The organism is Prevotella nigrescens (assembly GCF_031191185.1).
Lineage (GTDB): Bacteria > Bacteroidota > Bacteroidia > Bacteroidales > Bacteroidaceae > Prevotella > Prevotella nigrescens.
Genome location: NZ_CP133465.1, coordinates 430,001 through 447,473 on the forward strand (window position 1 = coordinate 430,001; position 17,473 = coordinate 447,473).

At 47.0% G+C, this 17,473-nt stretch carries 16 protein-coding genes, 1 tRNA gene and 1 rRNA gene (1 of these 18 only partly in view); 9 read left to right on the plus strand and 9 right to left on the minus strand.

Annotated elements, in window-relative coordinates; genetic code table 11:
* Positions 1-1,504, minus strand: a 16S ribosomal RNA gene (locus RDV52_RS03890) (it extends 29 nt beyond the left edge of the window).
* Positions 1,505-1,617: 113 nt separating this feature from the next.
* On the opposite strand from RDV52_RS03890, the gene RDV52_RS03895 reads away from it, so the two are divergent.
* Positions 1,618-1,752 carry a hypothetical protein gene (locus RDV52_RS03895; protein WP_256593306.1) on the plus strand — a complete coding sequence of 45 codons (135 nt, stop codon included), beginning with the start codon at positions 1,618-1,620 and terminating at the stop codon, positions 1,750-1,752.
* Positions 1,753-1,949: 197 nt separating this feature from the next.
* On the opposite strand, the gene RDV52_RS03900 is transcribed toward RDV52_RS03895, so the two are convergent.
* A complete protein-coding gene (locus RDV52_RS03900) occupies positions 1,950-3,137 on the minus strand; it encodes a transposase (protein WP_223381173.1) in 1,188 nt (395 codons plus the stop codon).
* A 522-nt stretch (positions 3,138-3,659) separates the two neighbouring features.
* Between RDV52_RS03900 and RDV52_RS03905 the strand changes: the two genes are divergently transcribed.
* From RDV52_RS03905 to RDV52_RS03925, 5 genes are all read left to right on the plus strand, one after another.
* Positions 3,660-4,379 (plus strand): Bax inhibitor-1/YccA family protein, encoded by a 720-nt coding sequence (locus RDV52_RS03905; protein WP_004366977.1) that lies wholly within the window; start codon positions 3,660-3,662, stop codon positions 4,377-4,379.
* Between the two features lie 136 nt (positions 4,380-4,515).
* Positions 4,516-5,127: a DUF4840 domain-containing protein gene (locus RDV52_RS03910; RefSeq protein WP_004364987.1), complete on the plus strand. Its 612-nt coding sequence runs from the start codon at positions 4,516-4,518 to the stop codon at positions 5,125-5,127.
* A 248-nt stretch (positions 5,128-5,375) separates the two neighbouring features.
* Positions 5,376-7,313 (plus strand): 1-deoxy-D-xylulose-5-phosphate synthase, encoded by a 1,938-nt coding sequence (gene dxs / locus RDV52_RS03915; RefSeq protein ID WP_004366976.1) that lies wholly within the window; start codon positions 5,376-5,378, stop codon positions 7,311-7,313.
* Between the two features lie 22 nt (positions 7,314-7,335).
* Complete coding sequence (gene trkA, locus RDV52_RS03920; RefSeq protein ID WP_004366975.1) at positions 7,336-8,676, plus strand: Trk system potassium transporter TrkA; 1,341 nt, start codon at positions 7,336-7,338, stop codon at positions 8,674-8,676.
* A gap of 21 nt (positions 8,677-8,697) precedes the next feature.
* Complete coding sequence (locus RDV52_RS03925; RefSeq protein ID WP_004366974.1) at positions 8,698-10,155, plus strand: TrkH family potassium uptake protein; 1,458 nt, start codon at positions 8,698-8,700, stop codon at positions 10,153-10,155.
* On the opposite strand, the gene RDV52_RS03930 is transcribed toward RDV52_RS03925, so the two are convergent.
* From RDV52_RS03930 to RDV52_RS03945, 4 genes are read right to left on the minus strand one after another with little or no spacing between them, the layout of a single operon-like run.
* Entirely contained in the window at positions 10,127-10,348 is a 222-nt protein-coding gene (locus RDV52_RS03930; RefSeq protein WP_147278299.1) for a hypothetical protein, read from the minus strand. The genes RDV52_RS03925 and RDV52_RS03930 overlap by 29 nt on opposite strands.
* Positions 10,349-10,354: 6 nt before the next feature.
* Complete coding sequence (locus tag RDV52_RS03935) at positions 10,355-10,705, minus strand: hypothetical protein (RefSeq protein ID WP_147278298.1); 351 nt, start codon at positions 10,703-10,705, stop codon at positions 10,355-10,357.
* The gene (locus RDV52_RS03940) at positions 10,692-11,696 is read right to left on the minus strand and encodes a DUF4435 domain-containing protein (RefSeq protein WP_004366973.1); all 1,005 of its coding nucleotides are present in this window, start codon (positions 11,694-11,696) and stop codon (positions 10,692-10,694) included. The genes RDV52_RS03935 and RDV52_RS03940 overlap by 14 nt, the downstream gene beginning before the upstream one ends.
* Positions 11,697-11,712: 16 nt before the next feature.
* Entirely contained in the window at positions 11,713-12,531 is an 819-nt protein-coding gene (locus RDV52_RS03945; RefSeq protein ID WP_004366972.1) for an AAA family ATPase, read from the minus strand.
* 541 nt (positions 12,532-13,072) lie between these two features.
* Here RDV52_RS03945 and rbfA point away from each other — a divergent pair.
* From rbfA to RDV52_RS03960, 3 genes are all read left to right on the plus strand, one after another.
* Positions 13,073-13,408 (plus strand): 30S ribosome-binding factor RbfA, encoded by a 336-nt coding sequence (gene rbfA, locus RDV52_RS03950; RefSeq protein WP_004363843.1) that lies wholly within the window; start codon positions 13,073-13,075, stop codon positions 13,406-13,408.
* Entirely contained in the window at positions 13,408-14,637 is a 1,230-nt protein-coding gene (locus RDV52_RS03955) for an FtsX-like permease family protein (protein WP_004366971.1), read from the plus strand. The genes rbfA and RDV52_RS03955 overlap by 1 nt, the downstream gene beginning before the upstream one ends.
* A gap of 95 nt (positions 14,638-14,732) precedes the next feature.
* Positions 14,733-14,805: transfer RNA gene (locus tag RDV52_RS03960), tRNA-Pro, on the plus strand.
* 406 nt (positions 14,806-15,211) lie between these two features.
* Here the strand turns inward: RDV52_RS03960 and ybeY are convergent.
* The 3 genes from ybeY to RDV52_RS03975 are packed head-to-tail and all read right to left on the minus strand — an operon-like array spanning position 15,212 to position 17,430.
* Complete coding sequence (ybeY, locus tag RDV52_RS03965) at positions 15,212-15,622, minus strand: rRNA maturation RNase YbeY (protein WP_004366970.1); 411 nt, start codon at positions 15,620-15,622, stop codon at positions 15,212-15,214.
* 12 nt (positions 15,623-15,634) lie between these two features.
* The gene (gene coaD, locus RDV52_RS03970; RefSeq protein WP_004366969.1) at positions 15,635-16,105 is read right to left on the minus strand and encodes a pantetheine-phosphate adenylyltransferase; all 471 of its coding nucleotides are present in this window, start codon (positions 16,103-16,105) and stop codon (positions 15,635-15,637) included.
* Between the two features lie 44 nt (positions 16,106-16,149).
* Positions 16,150-17,430, minus strand: a complete 1,281-nt coding sequence (locus RDV52_RS03975; protein WP_115098578.1) for a clostripain-related cysteine peptidase — start codon at positions 17,428-17,430, stop codon at positions 16,150-16,152.
* Positions 17,431-17,473 lie beyond the last annotated feature (43 nt).

Sequence of the window (17,473 nt, forward strand, 5' to 3'; positions counted from 1 at the left end):
TACGGCTACCTTGTTACGACTTAGCCCCAATCACCGGTCTTGCCCTAGGTCGCTCCTCGCGGTCACGAACTTCAGGCACCCCCGGCTTTCATGGCTTGACGGGCGGTGTGTACAAGGCCCGGGAACGTATTCACCGCGCCATGGCTGATGCGCGATTACTAGCGAATCCAGCTTCGTGGGGTCGGGTTGCAGACCCCAGTCCGAACTGGGACCGGATTTCAAGATTGGATGCAACTTGCATTGCACCGTCCCTCTGTACCGGCCATTGTAACACGTGTGTAGCCCCGGACGTAAGGGCCGTGCTGATTTGACGTCATCCCCACCTTCCTCGCACCTTGCGGTGGCAGTGTCCCCAGAGTGCCCGGCATAACCCGATGGCAACTGGGAAAGGGGGTTGCGCTCGTTATGGCACTTAAGCCGACACCTCACGGCACGAGCTGACGACAACCATGCAGCACCTTCACAGACGCCCCGAAGGGAAGCCCACGTCTCTGTGGGCTGCGACTGCAATTCAAGCCCGGGTAAGGTTCCTCGCGTATCATCGAATTAAACCACATGTTCCTCCGCTTGTGCGGGCCCCCGTCAATTCCTTTGAGTTTCACCGTTGCCGGCGTACTCCCCAGGTGGGATGCTTAATGCTTTCGCTTGGCCGCAGGCGCAGGGCGCCAACGGCGGGCATCCATCGTTTACTGTGCGGACTACCAGGGTATCTAATCCTGTTCGATACCCGCACCTTCGAGCTTAAGCGTCAGTAACACTCCCGCAGGCTGCCTTCGCGATCGGAGTTCCTCATGATATCTAAGCATTTCACCGCTACACCATGAATTCCGCCTGCGCTGCGTGTACTCAAGTCTGACAGTTCGCGCTGCAAGTTAAATGTTGAGCACCTAAATTTCACAACACGCTTAACAGACCGCCTACACTCCCTTTAAACCCAATAAATCCGGATAACGCCCGGACCTTCCGTATTACCGCGGCTGCTGGCACGGAATTAGCCGGTCCTTATTCATGAGGTACATGCAATGGCGCACACGTGCGCCACTTTATTCCCACATAAAAGCAGTTTACAACCCATAGGGCCGTCATCCTGCACGCTACTTGGCTGGTTCAGACTTGCGTCCATTGACCAATATTCCTCACTGCTGCCTCCCGTAGGAGTTTGGACCGTGTCTCAGTTCCAATGTGGGGGACCTTCCTCTCAGAACCCCTACTGATCGTCGCCTTGGTGGGCCGTTGCCCCGCCAACTAGCTAATCAGACGCATCCCCATCCCTTACCGGAAAAACCTTTGTTTCATATCGGATGCCGTCAATGAAACACATCGGGTATTAGGCCGTCTTTCAACGGGGTATCCCCAAGTAAGGGGCAGGTTGGATACGCGATACTCACCCGTGCGCCGGTCGACGTCCAGAATGTGCAAGCACATAATGCCGTTTCCCCACGACTTGCATGTGTTAAGCCTGTAGCCAGCGTTCATCCTGAGCCAGGATCAAACTCTCCATTGTAAAATATCTCTCATGGAACGGGAACACGAATGGCACGAAGGCCATCGGAATGCCCGTCCCGTAATCTGCCCGGGACCAATTATCAATTGGCATAAAGTTCATGCACCTAAAAAATGACAAGGTCGTTTCTTTTACCCATCTGCCGTCCCGAAAGGAGCGGCAGACGCTTCTCGTACTACTTCTCTGTCCATGTAAATCCTATCAAAGAACGATGCCCAACGACGGCACGACAAACGCGCCGGCCGTAAAAGCGAGTGCAAAGGTAGGACAAAAAATAATAACAACCAAACTTTTCGCAGAAAAAAATGATTTTTTTGCAAAATGTACACTTATACTAATCCTGGCGGCATAAGACAACAAGGACATACATTATTGTATATAATATACAGAGTGACCTGTACTGATATAAATAGACACATTTATAACAACAATACTCCGTCAATTTTTATGCTGCGTCAGCATCGAAACTAAATGTCTCATTAATACTTTCTTTATTTAATGTCGTGTTCGGGTTTTTCTCGAACACGTCAATAATTCGTTGTGCGTAATAGGCATTGATCATCTTCGCTTTAAGGCGACCGATGGACGTGCCAAGTTCCTTGCACATGATTTTGGCCACATTGAGTGCCGTGAATGAAGAGTTGAAGGCAAAGTCAAGTTTTCTCTTGTCGCGTGCCTGACAATCTGTAAGGCCGAGGAACTGCTTTGCGTCGCGAAAGCAGAACTCCTCTTGGAACCGTGTGGTGTAATATTCCACCACGTCGCGTCCGCTCATGTTCTCATCCGTAGCGAAGTACAGACGGCGGGCACCGTTGGGCAACTCGTGGATGACAAGCGAAACGACCCTGTGCAAGGACTTGCACCATGCCTTGAGCGCATAAGCCTTGCCGGAGGTCTCCTCCAGCTCAAGCATTTCGACTTTAGACATATCGATGTTCCTCACGTCAATCTTGTCACCTTTGACACGGGGACGGCCGGGCTTTCCCGTGGGTTCCCCGTCCCATGTGTAGAACAAGGCTGCGTCGTGACGCAAGCGGCTCACAACATGGAATCCCATCTTCATTACCTTGTCGATGAAAGGCCTTTTGGAGAAGGCTGAGTCGGCGACAAGAACCTTGCAGATACGCTGCAGTCTTACCTTGTCGTCCTCCAACACCTTGGCATACCAGTCATACAGGCTCATCTCTTTTTTCTCCCCGCCTTTTTCCAATGTGGTCTGCACAGCCTTGAGCATCATACACTCATGCAGGTCCACGTCTATCACCCCGATGCCGAGGATCTCAAGACCGTGCTTTACCGCACCTGCACAGCCCGACCAGAACGCACCCACGTATGGGGTATGCTTCCCAGCCTTCTTGATGAAGCTTGGATCAATAACGATGGCATTGCGACCCTTACCCTCCCTGAAGGTGAAAGCACTCAGCCACATGTTCATCTCAAGCCAGTTCACGCTGCGCTCTGCCGTCTGCCGATAGCATTGCTCGACACGCTTTCCATAGCGTCCCATCTGCGTGAAATTGCATCTCCTTGGGATGACCATCAAAAGAAAAAGCATTTCCATGGCGTTTGTTTGAATACTTTCGTTTAACTTTGCTCCATCTTCAGCACTAAATGCTGCTTTGCAGAGCCTCATATATCGGCTAATCAAGTTGGTTATCAGCATAAACTTTATGTTTCTTTCTCAATCCATAAAGTTACTGAAAATCAACCAGATATCCGATTTTATTATGTTATATATTATTATTTAATCTACTCTTTTTCAGAGACCTGTCATGTTATCTTTCTGCCACAATTTATGTTGGCTTTTGGGTGAAAGCTTCATAAACTGCGAAAATTTAACGGACTATTGTAACAAATAAATAAATGTGTAAAAATTATGAGTAAAAGCCAATATGGAACAAAAGTTTTAGATATCTGTCACGAGAGTTTCAGATATCTAAAATAGTAGTTTTATATATCTGTTTTTCCACCTTTTTATTATGAGATAATAAACAGAAAACCAAAAGAAATATAAAAAAAGATTACTTATTTGCATTTATCGAAGCTTTAAAGTACATTTGCACAAAAATTATTGACATGCACCACTTTCAGAGAAGTTGGCACATCTCTTGTTCAAGAATAAAAAGAAACAATTACAAATATAAAAAGAGGAATTATGGAGTTTGACAATTTTTCGAGCGCAAATAACGAGCGCTTCAACGAATTAGAAGCATCGCATACATGGTCTTTGCTTATGCGCAAAGTCTACACATGGATGGCGATGGCACTTACTATTACAGGTGCTGTGGCATACGGAGTTAGTAACTCTGAGGCGATGTTGACTATGCTTTATAGCGGTATGGGACCAATATTGATTTGTAGTTTAGCCGAACTTGGTATTGTTGTCTACCTTTCTTCACGTATAGAGAAGCTATCGTTAACGACTGCCACAATGTGGTTTATCATTTTTGCTATTCTAAACGGAGTTACATTGGGTGCAATTTTCTTAATTTACACTCTGACTTCCATCGCCCAGACTTTCTTTGTTACAGCAGGGACATTCGCTGCAATGGCTATTGTGGGTAGCACAACAAAGAAAGATCTAACCCAGATAGGCGGTATCTTATTTATGGCGCTTATAGGTTTAATTATTGCAGTTATAGTAAACGTCTTCTTGCACAGTTCGATGTTTAACTTGATTGTCAGTGGTATAGGTGTATTAATCTTTACAGGATTGACTGCTTGGGATGCACAAAAAATTAAAGAAATGGTAAAGCAAGCGCCTGATGCAAATGAGTCAGCACAAAAGATTGCGCTGTTGGGTTCGCTAAGTCTGTACTTAGATTTCATCAACCTTTTCCTTTATTTACTTCGGTTCTTAGGAAGGAGAAACTAAGGAAAAGATTACTAAGAAAGCGAACAGGCAGATGCACAACTCTTAAGAAGTGCATCTGTAGATTTGTTTACGTCAATAGATTATTCTCATCGTGTATTTTTCGATTAGAAAATAACTAAATAAAAAGAAAACAACAATGAAGAAAACATTAAACAAAATGATGCTGGTGACATTCAGCAGCATTGCATTACTTGGCATTACATCGTGCAATCTTGACAATAATAAAGATAATAAGGGACTTACACCAGCCGAAGTCAAAGTCGCATACGAAAGCGTAAAAGGAAACTATACGGGAAAAGTCTTTTTCAACAGGCTTAACGAAAGTGCAACATCTCTCGAAAGGGACAGTTTACCAGTTTCTGCAACCATTAATACCGACTCAACGCTTATTATCAATAATCTTCCAATGAAAGTACTCACGGGTCAATTAGAGAATAAAGACTTAAAGAACTCTATTGAGAGTTTAGGAACAACCAATTTGAAATGTTATATAGGTTTCGTTAAGAAAGATCCAGTAACGTTCTTGGTAAACCCTACCCCGCTTTCACTCAACATAAACTATAAGGGCAAGGCACAGTTGTTTAAGACAAGCTTCTTCTTGAACAATAGGAATTCTTTTGCTCAAGTTACTGGAAAGAATAAACTTACAATGCAAATCGTCCAATCAGCCAATATGTATCTTGACGACCATCTCGCAACCAGTAGAGCAAACAACACTGCATTACTCTTCAGATTAGAACACAGATAAGTAAAGCGTAAACATAGAAGCACTGTTGGTATTCTGTATTAACAGGATACCAAACAATATTTATTATTTACAGAATTCTATTGATATTCCGTTAGGGGGGAGACAGAACCACAACGTCCGTCTCCTCCCTCTTCTACTAACTAACTTTTACGTCCATTCACAACAAGCCAGTTTCCTAAATTCGCCTATATTTATTTTGTTGTTCAATCTATTTAAAGTAACTTTGCACTCATTATTACATTATAATAATGTCGAACGAGAATACTTTCAAACTTTTAAGCAAAATTGATTCGCCTGCCGATTTAAGAAAATTGAGCATTGACGAGCTACCAACCTTATGCGACGAACTTCGTAAAGACATAATTCAAGAAGTAGCTGTTAATCCAGGACACCTCGCATCGAGCCTTGGCGCAATCGAAATTACCGTAGCCTGTCATTACGTTTTCAATACGCCTGAAGACAGAGTAGTGTGGGACGTGGGACATCAGGCATACGGACACAAGATTTTAACGCATCGTCGCGAATGCTTCTGCGAAAACAGAAAGAAAGATGGACTTATGCCTTTCCCCTCTCCAAAAGAAAGCGAATACGACACGTTTACTTGTGGGCATGCTTCCAATTCCATTTCGGCAGCATTAGGAATGGCAGTAGCTGCCAAGATGACAAACCACCCCGAACGCCACGTAGTAGCCATTATCGGCGACGGTGCAATGAGCGGTGGCTTGGCTTTTGAGGGTTTGAACAATGCTTCGAGCCAGCCCAACGACTTGCTCATCATCTTGAACGACAACGATATGTCGATAGACAGAGCCGTTGGCGGTATGCAACAATACCTGCTCAACCTCGATACCAACGAAACTTACAACAGGCTTCGTTTCAAGGCGTCGCAATGGTTGCATGCCAAAGGCATACTGAACGACAAGCGACGCAAGGGCATTATTCGCCTGAACAATGCCATCAAGTCGGCTCTTGCCCAACAGCAGAACCTCTTCGAGGGTATGGATATACGCTACTTCGGCCCATTCGACGGGCACGATGTCAAGGAAGTGGTAAGGGTGTTGAACCAACTTAAAAATATGAAAGGACCGAAACTGCTGCACCTGCACACCACGAAAGGCAAGGGATACAAACCTGCCGAGAAGAGCGCAACAGTGTGGCACGCACCTGGAAAGTTCGACCCCGAAACAGGACAGCGTCTTGTGCAGGACAACAGCAATAAGCCACCAAAGTTCCAAGATGTGTTTGGGCATACCCTTTTAGAGCTTGCAAGAAGCAATCCACGCATTGTTGGCGTTACGCCTGCCATGCCGACGGGGTGCTCGATGAACATTATGATGAAGGAAATGCCCGACCGCACCTTCGACGTTGGCATAGCCGAGGGGCACGCCATGACTTTCTCGGCAGGCATGGCAAAGGACGGCTTGCAACCATTCTGCAACATTTACAGTTCTTTCGCACAGCGCGCTTACGACAATATCATTCACGATGCCGCCATCTTGAACCTCCCCGTTGTGCTCTGCTTAGACCGCGCAGGACTCGTTGGCGAAGACGGTGCAACCCACCACGGTGCTTTCGACATGGCTTTCTTGCGTCCTATCCCGAACGTTACCATTGCTTCGCCAATGGACGAACGCGAATTGCGCCGGCTTATGTTTACTGCCCAACTGCCCGAAAAGGGCTTCTTCGTGATAAGATACCCTCGTGGCAGCGGTGCATTGATGGATTGGCAATGCCCATTAGAGGAAGTAAAGGTGGGCACAGGACGTAAACTTTACGACAAGACTTTCGGCACCGACCAGGAGAAAGCCGCGAAAAGCATAGCCGTCCTTACCATTGGCCCTGTGGGAAACGATGCGCTGAAAGCCATCGAAGAGCTGGAACAAGAAAACAAGTGCACAGGTCGCATTGCCCACTACGATATGCGTTTCCTGAAGCCAATAGACGAAAACATACTCGAAGAGGTTGGACAGAACTTCTCGGAAGTCATCACTGTGGAAGACGGGGCGAAGAACGGTGGACTTGGAACAGCCGTCATGGAATGGCTGAACGAGCACAACCACAACATACACGTGCAAAGGTTAGCCCTTCCCGACGAATTTATCGAGCAGGGAACAGTGCAGCAACTCCGCCAATTGTGCGGAATTGACAAGGACAGCATAAAGCGGGAAATAGAAAAAAGATTGTAAGCAACACACACAGAACAAAGGTATGAAGATAATTATAGCAGGAGCATACGCCATTGGAACTTATCTGGCACAGTTTCTTTCTCGCAACAAGTACGACATCATACTTATTGACGAGCAAGAAGAGAACTTGAACAAGATTGGTCAGAACTACGACCTTCTTACGTTGCAAGGGAAGCCGACAAGCATAAAAGTGCTGCAGGAAGCAGGTGTAAAGCATGCTGACCTCTTTATTGCGGTAGACCCCAAAGAGACCATCAACATAACAGCCTGCACCATGGCACACAATCTCGGAGCAAAAAAGACTGTGGCTAAGATTGACAACCCCGAATACATGGAGCCTAAGAACCAAGAGCTTTTCAAGCAGTTGGGCATCGACAGCCTCATCTACCCCGAACTCTTGGCGGCAAAAGACATTATAAACGGACTGAAGATGTCGTGGGTCCGCCAGCGATGGGACGTCCAAGACGGGGCGTTGGTCATGCTGGGCATAAAGCTCCGCAAGACTTGCGAGATATTAGACCAGCCACTCAGGGACATAAGCGGGCCGGACGACCCTTACCATGTTGTGGCCATCAAGCGCAAGAACGAAACCATCATTCCCGGTGGTAACGAGACACTGCAGCAGGAAGACCTCGCCTACTTCATGACGACCAAGGAATACATACCCTACATACGCAAGCTCACCGGCAAGGAGCACTATGTAGACGTGAAGAACGTAATGATTATGGGCGGTGGGCGCACGGCTGTCCGTTCGGTAAAGATAATGCCCGAATACATGGACGTGAAGGTTATAGAAAGAAGCATCGACCGTTGCGAATACCTGAACGAAATGTTCGACGAGTCGCAGCTTGTCATCAATGGCGACGGGCGCGACACCGACCTGCTCGTAGAAGAGGGTATCCGCCACACGCAAGCCTTCGTTGCACTTACGCCGAATGCCGAGACGAACATACTTGCATGCCTGGCTGCAAAGAGCCTGGGTGTCAAGAAGACCATTGCGGCGGTAGAGAACTTCGACTATGTAGACATGGCAGCCAACCTGGACATCGGCACCATCATCAACAAGAAGGCGATTGCCGCAAGTTATATCTACCAGATGCTGCTCGACGCCAATGTAGACAACGTGCGCTTCCTTATGTCCGTCGATGCCGACGTTGCCGAATTCATTCCCGTGCAAGGCTCGAAGATAACGCAGAAGCCCATCAAGGACATGAACCTGCCAAGCGGAATGACCATCGGCGGACTGGTACGGCACGGCGAGGGCATGCTCGTTTCGGGCAATACGCAGATTGAAGCGGGCGACATAGTAGTCGTGTTCTGCTACAACACCAACATGAAGAAGGTGGAACAACTGTTCAACTAAAGACGGAAGGAGAGGTTAGCAATGCTCAATCTAAAGACCATTTCAAAGATTTTAGGGGCGCTTCTGGGAATAGAGGCGCTGCTGATGTCGCTTTGCCTGACAGTGTCATTGCTGTATCAGGGCAACGATGTAACGGCGTTCATCTGGGCAATACTCATCACCATAGCCGCGGGAACGTGCTTCCGCCTCATGGGCAGGCATGCCGACAACACCATCGGGCGGAGGGACGCCTACTTCGTGGTGGCAGTAGCATGGGTCATATTCTCGCTCTTCGGCACCCTGCCTTTCCTTATCAGCGGCTATATCCCGGACTTCACCAATGCCTTTTTCGAGACGATGTCGGGCTTTACCACCACCGGTGCCACCATCGTGGACTATCCCGAACGTTTTCCAAAGGGGCTGCTCTTCTGGCGCTCGCTGACACAGTGGATAGGTGGCTTGGGCATAGTCTTCTTTACCATTGCCATTCTGCCTTCGCTCGTCGGCGGTTCGCTCAAGGTGTTTGCAGCAGAGTCTACCGGGCCGATCAAGAGCAAGCTGCACCCCCGCCTCAGCACGGGAGCCAAGTGGATATGGATGGTCTATCTCGTCCTCACGACTGCATGTGTGGTAAGCTATAAGCTGTGCGGCATGACCTGGTTCGACTCTTTCAACTATGCCATGACCAGTACGGCTACGGGCGGCTTTGCAACGGAGAGCGGCTCAATCGCAACTTTCCATTCTCCTGCGGGCGAGTATGTGTGCACCATCTTCTGCTTCCTTTCGGGCGTGAACTTCACCTTGCTCTACACCTCTGTGGCAGGCTTCAGGTTCAGGCAACTGTTCAGGAACAGCGAGTTCAAGTTCTACACGATGATGATTGCGGCCTTCACCCTCTTCATCATGCTGGAACTTATTTTCCAGCGCAACTACGAGGTGGAGCACGCCTTCCGCAGCTCCGTCTTCCAGGTTGTTTCTTTCATCACGACGACGGGGCTTTACAGCGACGATGCTGCCAAGTGGCCTCACGTTACGTGGGTGGTGCTGGCAGCCTGCATGTTCTTCGGCGGCTCGTCGGGTTCAACCAGCGGGGGCATCAAGAGCATACGTGGCGTAATGCTGGTGAAGATTGTCAAGAACGAGTTTCGCCAGATACTCCACCCCAATGCCGTCCTGCCGATGAAGATAGACGGCTACAACGTGCAGATGTCCAAGCGTGTAACGCTGCTGGCTTTCATAGGGCTGTACTTGTTCCTTGCCGTTATCTGCGCCTTCACGATGATTGCCGCGGGCATCGATTCCACCAACTCGATGACGATAACGCTAAGCAGCCTTGGCAACGTCGGGCCGACACTGGGCTTGGAGATTGGTCCGACAATGTCGTGGAACGAACTGCCCGACTTTGCCAAATGGATCAGCTCGTTCCTCATGCTTGTCGGGCGTCTCGAACTCTTCTCCGTCCTGGTGCTTTTCACCCCTTCTTTCTGGAAAGAGAATTAGGCTTTGCAGCCCATGCATGGAAAGCTCGTTCCACGCACGCCGAACCCACGCCACAGACTGCATAAAATACAAGAGGGCAAATCAGGAACACTGCGTCCTGATTGCCCTCTCTTCTTTTCCCGCACTCTCCTGCATTCCTGTCATCAAGTGTATTCGGTATCTGCCATCGCCGATGTCTGGTATCTGTCGTCATTGGTATTCAGCATCTGCTTACGTTAGTATTCGGCATCTGCCGTCGTCGGTGTTTAGTACCTGCGATTGTAGGTATATAGTACCTGCAACCAATACCCTTGCAAGGGTATCGACAGACACCCTTGTAAGGGTATTGACTGATACCCTTACAAGGGTATTCGTCGCCGGTGCGGAATACCGACAGTTGCCGGTGCCATATACCGACAATCAAGTTGTCATAGGAGCTGTTGTCAAGGCTGCATGGTATCATTGACGTTCCGCCACGTACGGCAGGACATGGCGGAGTGGTTTTCCGGACATCTAAGGACGGTGCAAGGTATGATGGTGCGAAGGGAATAGCTGTTTCAGTCCTCGCCATTCCCGTCCAAGAAGCCTTTCAGGTCGGCTTTCAGACGCAAATAAGGTTCACTGTTGGCATAGCCCACGTTGCGCCGCAGCATGGGTACAATTTCTTCTATGCTGTGATTGTAGTTTGAAAGTTCGTTTCTTTGTTGCACAATGTGTCGCGCATTGCGATAAATCTCCCGCTCATGGTCGCGTATAAGCTTGTCGCACACTCTTTTCAGGGCGGGCACCACCACGTTGTCGAACAAGTGGTGCCCCTGTATGTACAAATAGGTGGTTTGCGCCGTTACCCCCAGTCGCCTTATGTCCTTTTTCAGAGCCAGGTAGGTGTCCTTGGCGTCGGGGTATTCGCGCTGGAACTGCCCTGTCTTCCTTGCCACCTTGCGGCGCAGCTTCTCTATGTTCGCATAAGCCGTATGGAAAGTGAAGTTGCCCATTTCTATGGCATGGTTGAAATCGGTGATGGTGAACTTTCCGTAAATTCCTTTCCTGTAGAACCATACGCTCCACACGAACAAAGGGAAGATGGCCTCGCTGTAGAGGCGCAGGTACTCCCTGAAGTCGAATATCGGCTTGTCGTTCAGCGTTACGGCGACACACACGTTGTGCAGGCTCTCGGCACAGCACTGCAGGTTCTCTATGGCATAGGCATAGGTGTGGAACACGTAGGGATTGTGGTTTATGGTGCGCGACATCGACGTGGAACCCTGAAGGAGGTAGTCGTAGTCGGCGTCCACGCAGGCAATCATGCTCTCGCCGGCATTGCCCGATATCAGGTTCATCAGCACCGAGCGCTTCCCCTTCGTCAGCGTGTGGCGCGACGGCAGCATCACTTCGAAGTAACGGTGTGCGTTCTCGAACTCGCTCAGTGCCGTGCGCCAGAAGAATATGTCGTCGTAAGCCTCCACATACGCCACGATCCTCTTTCTCGCCCTGCGTCCCTGCAGGCGGTTGGCTGCCTCAAAGTAGTCGGACGACAGATTGTCCTTAAGCTGTTTTCCCATCAGGTGTTCCCTTTGCTTATCCTACGGTAATCTCGTCAACCTCGGTAACCTTGTCCAGCCATCCGTCCATGACGACCGCCGGACTGTGCGTGGTAAGTATTATCTGCACATTCGGGTTCAGGCTCAATATCAATCCAATCAGCCTCTTCTGCCATTCAATGTGCAGGCTCACCTCGGGTTCGTCCATGAACAAGGCGTATGGCTTCCCGTCCTGCACCAGGACGGTGAGCAATATGGCCAGCATCTGCTTTTCCCCGCTCGACAGCTGGTAGGGGAACAAGGTTTCTCCAATCTGCGAAAAGCGTATCTCGTTCTCCGAACGCACAATCCTCTTGCCCGTCTCGGCAAACAGTTCGTCTATTATGTCCTGGAACAATCGCTTCGGTGCCGAATATTCCTGCGCCTTGGTTGCAGCGTCGGGCTCCCCGCTTTGCAGCGTTTCAATTATACGGTTGCCAACGTTTACCTGATAGTCGAGATACTTTCGTTGCAGCTGGAACAATTGCCAGTCAAGTTCGGTCGCAAGTTTCAAGTCCACCTTGCTTATACTCTCCACATTCAGAAGCGGGCGGTCGAACGAACGTATAATATCGTACCTGATCCAGTTTGCATCGTCTGGCGAAACCTTTATGTGCACGCCTTTCAGCATGTGGCTCGGAAATTCGCCACCCTGCGAGAGTCCTTTTATCACCTTGTTCAATATCGTGCTCTTGCCCACGCCGTTGATGCCACTCAATATATTTACGTGCTTGTCGAGCTCCCAGCGTATGTGCTTCTGCCCCGCCCACAGCGAGTCAATCTCAATCTCTTTAATATAATCGGCATATTTCTGCATAGCTGTTCAGTTATTTCTCCAGCAAATGTAGCATTTTTCTTTCAGTTATAAGCCCAAATAGCATCTTTTTTTTACCATAACCAGCACTTGCCAAATACATTGAGGGGGCATCTGTACAGATGCCCCCTCTCCGTTTGTAGATTATATTTAAGTAGGTTCTTGTTTTCTTCAGACTTATCAATCCGAAATCAGAACTTTTCAGCCCAATCCAGACTTATAAGTGTGTCGAAAAAGTTTTGTTCGTTGAGCCCCGCGTTTCAAACAACGAAGAGCACCAACTTGTTCATCACATAGTTACATTAACTTAATCTGTAGAAAAAAGCATATATCGTATTTAAAAAGTTCATAACTTCTTAGAAGTTCCCGCTGAACTTCACTTATAAAACACGGAAATGTACAAAACCCCTACTCCCCTCCTATATTTAACACTCTTTTAGATAATGTCCCTTCATAGGCAACTGTTCAGCAATACTAATTTTGAAAACCTTATTTTGATATCTGAGAGAATTGCAGTACATTTGCAATAAAATTAAGACAGAAAATGCAAGAAACAAGACAAAACCGCATTGCACGCCTTCTACAGAAAGAGCTTGCGAGCATATTCCAAAGTCAGACACGTGCAACGCACGGCATATTGATAAGCGTTACACAAACAAAGATTAGTCCGGACTTGAGCATATGCACGGCCTATCTGAGCATATTCCCATCTGACAAGGCTGAAGAACTTTTAAAGAACATAAACAAGAACGAGAAAACCATACGCTATGACTTGGGGCAACGCGTGCGCAGCCAATTGCGTATTATTCCTGAACTACGTTTCTTCTTGGACGACTCGTTAGACTATATTGAACATATCGACGAACTGCTGAAAAAGTAATGGGCTTTCCTTTTTACATTGCCCGGCGCTATCTTTTTTCTAAGAAAAGCACCCACGCCATCAACGTTATCAGTCTGATATCTGTCATTGGCGTGGCTGTTGCTACCATGGCGTTAGTGGTAGTGCTAAGTGGCTTCAATGGCTTTTCCGACCTTGTAGCATCGTTCTTCACTAACTTCGATCCGCAATTGAAGATAGAAGCTGCAAAGGGAAAGACCATAGCAGCAGACGACCCTCTCTTGCACAAGATAAAAGCATTGCCCAGCATAGAAGTCGCCACCGAATGCGTTACCGACCAAGCCCTGGCAATCTATCAAGGCAAACAAATGATGGTGATGGTGAAAGGGGTGTCCGAAAACTTCGACTCGCTTACCAACATCAGTCATATCTTAATGGGCGATGGAACTTTCAAGCTGAATACTGCCAATTTAGACTATGGAATTCTTGGCGTGGGTGTAGCACAGCAACTAAACACAGGCATTGAATGGAACAACTATCTGCACATATATGCACCACAACGCAAAGGACAATACGATACTTCGAATCCCACGAACGCCTTCGTGGCAGACTCCTTGCTGTCGCCAAAAACAGTCTTCCAAGTCAAACAAGGCAAATACGACAACAACTACATTATTACATCGCTACCTTTCGCACGTCGATTGTTCAACAGACAGGGTGAAATTACATCGCTTGAACTACGTCTCAAGGCTGGTGAGGATATTGATAAGGTAAAGAGTGAGATAGAACATATTGTAGGCAACAAGCTTGTTGTAAAAGACCGATATGAACAACAAGCCGACACATTCAACATTATGCATATCGAAAAACTCTTCGCCTACGCATTTCTTACCTTTATTCTCTTGGTGGCATGCTTCAACATTATTGGTTCGCTCTCTATGCTAATGATAGACAAGAAGAACGATGTACAAACGCTGCGCAGCCTCGGAGCTTCCGACAAACAGATAAATCGGGTCTTCCTGTTCGAAGGACGTATGATTTCGGCAGCAGGGGCAGTCATTGGAATTACTGCAGGACTATTGCTGTGCTGGCTACAACAAACTTACGGATTGGTAAAACTGGGCAACCAGGCAGGCAACTTTGTTGTAAATGCTTACCCTATCAGTGTCCACCCCTGGGACATTGTCGGCATCTTTGCCACAGTCATCATCATCGGCTGGCTTGCCGTCTGGTATCCAGTACGATACATGAGCAGACAGCTCACTAAATAAGAAAACCAGGCAACAGCATTCTTCCGTCTGCCAATTATTAAGACAAAAGTTTCTGCAATTCTACTTTTTTTTATACCTTTGCAGAGCAATTAACGCGGGATGTAGCGCAGTTGGTAGCGCACTACGTTCGGGACGTAGGGGTCGCTGGTTCGAATCCAGTCATCCCGACACCGTAAAAGGCAAGCGAAAACAACATCGCCTGCCTTTTCTTATTGTTCTTAACTAATCAGTTCCTCCACCATTTCAGCATAACTTCCAACTTATCATATTATACATGCACATATAAGAAACCCATCTTGACTCTTCCTGATTTGACTATACACTTTCTTATTATATTAGCTGAAACAGTAGACACTTTCTCGTTATGCTTCCTATATAATTAGATTCTTTCTTGCTATGCCTGCTGGAAAGTTGGACACAAGTGGGCAATCTATGATAGAATTATAGACACCTGGACTTACCTGGCACGGGGTTCATGGCTTGCTTTCTGGCACGGCAAAGATACTATTTCTTGCCCTATCTCATATCGTTTCAGCCAGTAATTTAACAATGAAGGATTACATAGACTGGAGCCTTAGCGTAGTGCCAAGGCTTTATTTTCATTTTCTTCCATTATTTCTCGTTCACCCGGACCTTTATCGTTGATGCCGCAAAGATGGAGTACACCGTGAATAATGACGCGGAAAAGTTCGTCTTCGTAGGTCTTACCGAACTTTTCTGCATTGGTGCGAACGGTATCGAGCGATATTACTATGTCGCCATTAAGAATGTTGCCCTCGCAATAGTCGAAAGTAATGACATCGGTGTAATAGTCATGACCAAGATATTCGTTGTTCACTTCCAATATCTTTTCATCGTTTACAAACATATAGCCGATTTCGCCCACCTTACGGTTCTGGGTTGCTGCCACTGCTTTTATCCAGCGTGTGGTATCGCGTTTTCCTATCTTTGGGAGCTTTACACCCTCTGCGTTGTATGTTATCATTCTGCGTCTGTTTTATCGTTTCCGTGGCAGAAATTTGCTGACGTCCCTGCCAAAGTGTATAAGTTCGCGCACAAGACTTGAGCTGATGCTTGCAAATTGTGGTTCAGCTACTATCAGAAGTGTTTCAATTCCACTCAAAAAACGGTTTATCTCTGCCTGTTCGCGTTCGTATTCAAAGTCTTTTATGCTTCGCACGCCCTTTATAAAGAAGGTGGCTTGCTCGCGCTTTGCGAAATCTATAGTAAGATCCGAATAGCTTTTTACCTTTATCTGTGGTATATCTGCATAAAGTTGTTGTATTGCGGACATACGCTGTTCGGTGGTTTGCATATATTGCTTACGTTCGTTTACCCCTATGCCAATCACTATTTTGTCGAACAAAGGCAATGTTCGGCGCACAATTGAATCGTGCCCAATGGTAAAAGGGTCGAAACTTCCCACAAACAAGCCAATCCGTTCTGTATGTTTATTTTCGTTTGCCATATTCTTCAGTATTCTTCTCTTCAAAACACCAGTTATTGCATTTACTATCTGAAAAGTGCATAGAAATGACTCCGCGGTTTACTATTTGTTACCATTATATTTGTAGATGGTGCTGAAATAGTTAATCCACAACAAGTACTTATACTGTGTTCTCCGGCATTGGTTAAAGATGAAAAATAATTGGCTGTGTGGCGTTCGAATGGAACAAGTTGCGACAAAGCCCTGTCAAATCTTCCGACAAGTGTAGCATCGCCAGCACAAAGTTTATGAATATAATCGGAGAAATCGAAGAATGCTGCAGGACGATATCCATCGAGTACTTGCAAGTTTGAACCAACACTTGTGCCTATTCTGTAGTGCGCATGAATATCATCAAGCACTTGCATCATGGCATCTATATTCCGACAATCAGTAACAGAGATTGTTCCATAGTGGTAGTCTATACTGCCAATAGAATAATTAGAATAGAAATCGTAGAATCTGTCCACTGCTTTTCCGTAATCGGGGTGTATGGGTGCAAGATATTTCCACATTTCGCGATAAGGCATTCCGTGCCCCATTATCTCAGTCGGACAACCTATAAGATAGTCGGTAACACGGCTCAATTCGTAAGCTGTTTCGATATTTGCCATATAGCAATCGTCGAAGAGGAGGAACTGCAAATGGTTTACTTTGGAACGTCGTATTCCTTCTGCCAAATCGTCGATATTCATCTGAACAGCTCCGCCACCGAAGTAACGGCTCTGTCGAGTAATGGGCAATCCCATCGCCTTGTTTCTGTCTCGGTCAGCTGCAATGCGACGTTGCGCAGACTCAGAGACTTTTTCGGCATATATCCAGCCTACGCCGTGCGAGCCAATCATCATAGAATAAATGCGTGCAGGAGCAACCTCTGCCACCTTATTTAACAAGTCGGTCATCTTGTCGGAGGTATTCATGGCACCGTCGTCGTAGGTTTTGAGCGTGTCGTTATAACACTTTCCGTTGCGATAAGTAACATTGATAAGATGGCTTTTATCTATGGAGTTGGCTATTAAGACAAGCAAATTGGTATTGTTCAAGCCTCCTTGCTCAACGATTCCTTTCTTCATATCCTTGATATTGTTCACGAAGAAGTCATACAAGCTCTGTCCTGAACCCGTCCAAGGCATATAAACAAAGATTGTTTTTTCTTTCGTGGAGGGCGTGTCGTCAGGGTCTTCGCCCTCTTTGCTGCAGGAAACCAAGGTTGCAGCAACGAACATACACAAAAGCATAAAGACACTGCCAAGGTTTTTAAACAACTTTTGGCGCATTGTAATTGAATATGGAGATAAGTATTTCATTGTCTATCAATCGGAATAATATTTCTATTTGACTTGCAAATAT

Excerpts from the sequence above, each read along its gene's own strand:
- trkA (WP_004366975.1), top strand. The coding sequence starts at position 7,336 with ATGAAGATAATTATAGCAGGAGCATACGCCATTGGAACTTATCTGGCA.
- coaD (WP_004366969.1), bottom strand. The coding sequence starts at position 16,105 with ATGGCAAACGAAAATAAACATACAGAACGGATTGGCTTGTTTGTGGGA.
- RDV52_RS03905 (WP_004366977.1), top strand. The coding sequence starts at position 3,660 with ATGGAGTTTGACAATTTTTCGAGCGCAAATAACGAGCGCTTCAACGAA.
- RDV52_RS03975 (WP_115098578.1), bottom strand. The coding sequence starts at position 17,430 with ATGAAATACTTATCTCCATATTCAATTACAATGCGCCAAAAGTTGTTT.
- RDV52_RS03940 (WP_004366973.1), bottom strand. The coding sequence starts at position 11,696 with ATGGGAAAACAGCTTAAGGACAATCTGTCGTCCGACTACTTTGAGGCA.
- RDV52_RS03955 (WP_004366971.1), top strand. The coding sequence starts at position 13,408 with ATGGGCTTTCCTTTTTACATTGCCCGGCGCTATCTTTTTTCTAAGAAA.
- RDV52_RS03935 (WP_147278298.1), bottom strand. The coding sequence starts at position 10,705 with ATGGCGAGGACTGAAACAGCTATTCCCTTCGCACCATCATACCTTGCA.
- dxs (WP_004366976.1), top strand. The coding sequence starts at position 5,376 with ATGTCGAACGAGAATACTTTCAAACTTTTAAGCAAAATTGATTCGCCT.
- RDV52_RS03900 (WP_223381173.1), bottom strand. The coding sequence starts at position 3,137 with ATGAGGCTCTGCAAAGCAGCATTTAGTGCTGAAGATGGAGCAAAGTTA.
- RDV52_RS03945 (WP_004366972.1), bottom strand. The coding sequence starts at position 12,531 with ATGCAGAAATATGCCGATTATATTAAAGAGATTGAGATTGACTCGCTG.
- RDV52_RS03895 (WP_256593306.1), top strand. The coding sequence starts at position 1,618 with ATGACAAGGTCGTTTCTTTTACCCATCTGCCGTCCCGAAAGGAGCGGC.
- rbfA (WP_004363843.1), top strand. The coding sequence starts at position 13,073 with ATGCAAGAAACAAGACAAAACCGCATTGCACGCCTTCTACAGAAAGAG.
- RDV52_RS03910 (WP_004364987.1), top strand. The coding sequence starts at position 4,516 with ATGAAGAAAACATTAAACAAAATGATGCTGGTGACATTCAGCAGCATT.
- RDV52_RS03925 (WP_004366974.1), top strand. The coding sequence starts at position 8,698 with ATGCTCAATCTAAAGACCATTTCAAAGATTTTAGGGGCGCTTCTGGGA.
- RDV52_RS03930 (WP_147278299.1), bottom strand. The coding sequence starts at position 10,348 with ATGACGACAGATACCAGACATCGGCGATGGCAGATACCGAATACACTT.
- ybeY (WP_004366970.1), bottom strand. The coding sequence starts at position 15,622 with ATGATAACATACAACGCAGAGGGTGTAAAGCTCCCAAAGATAGGAAAA.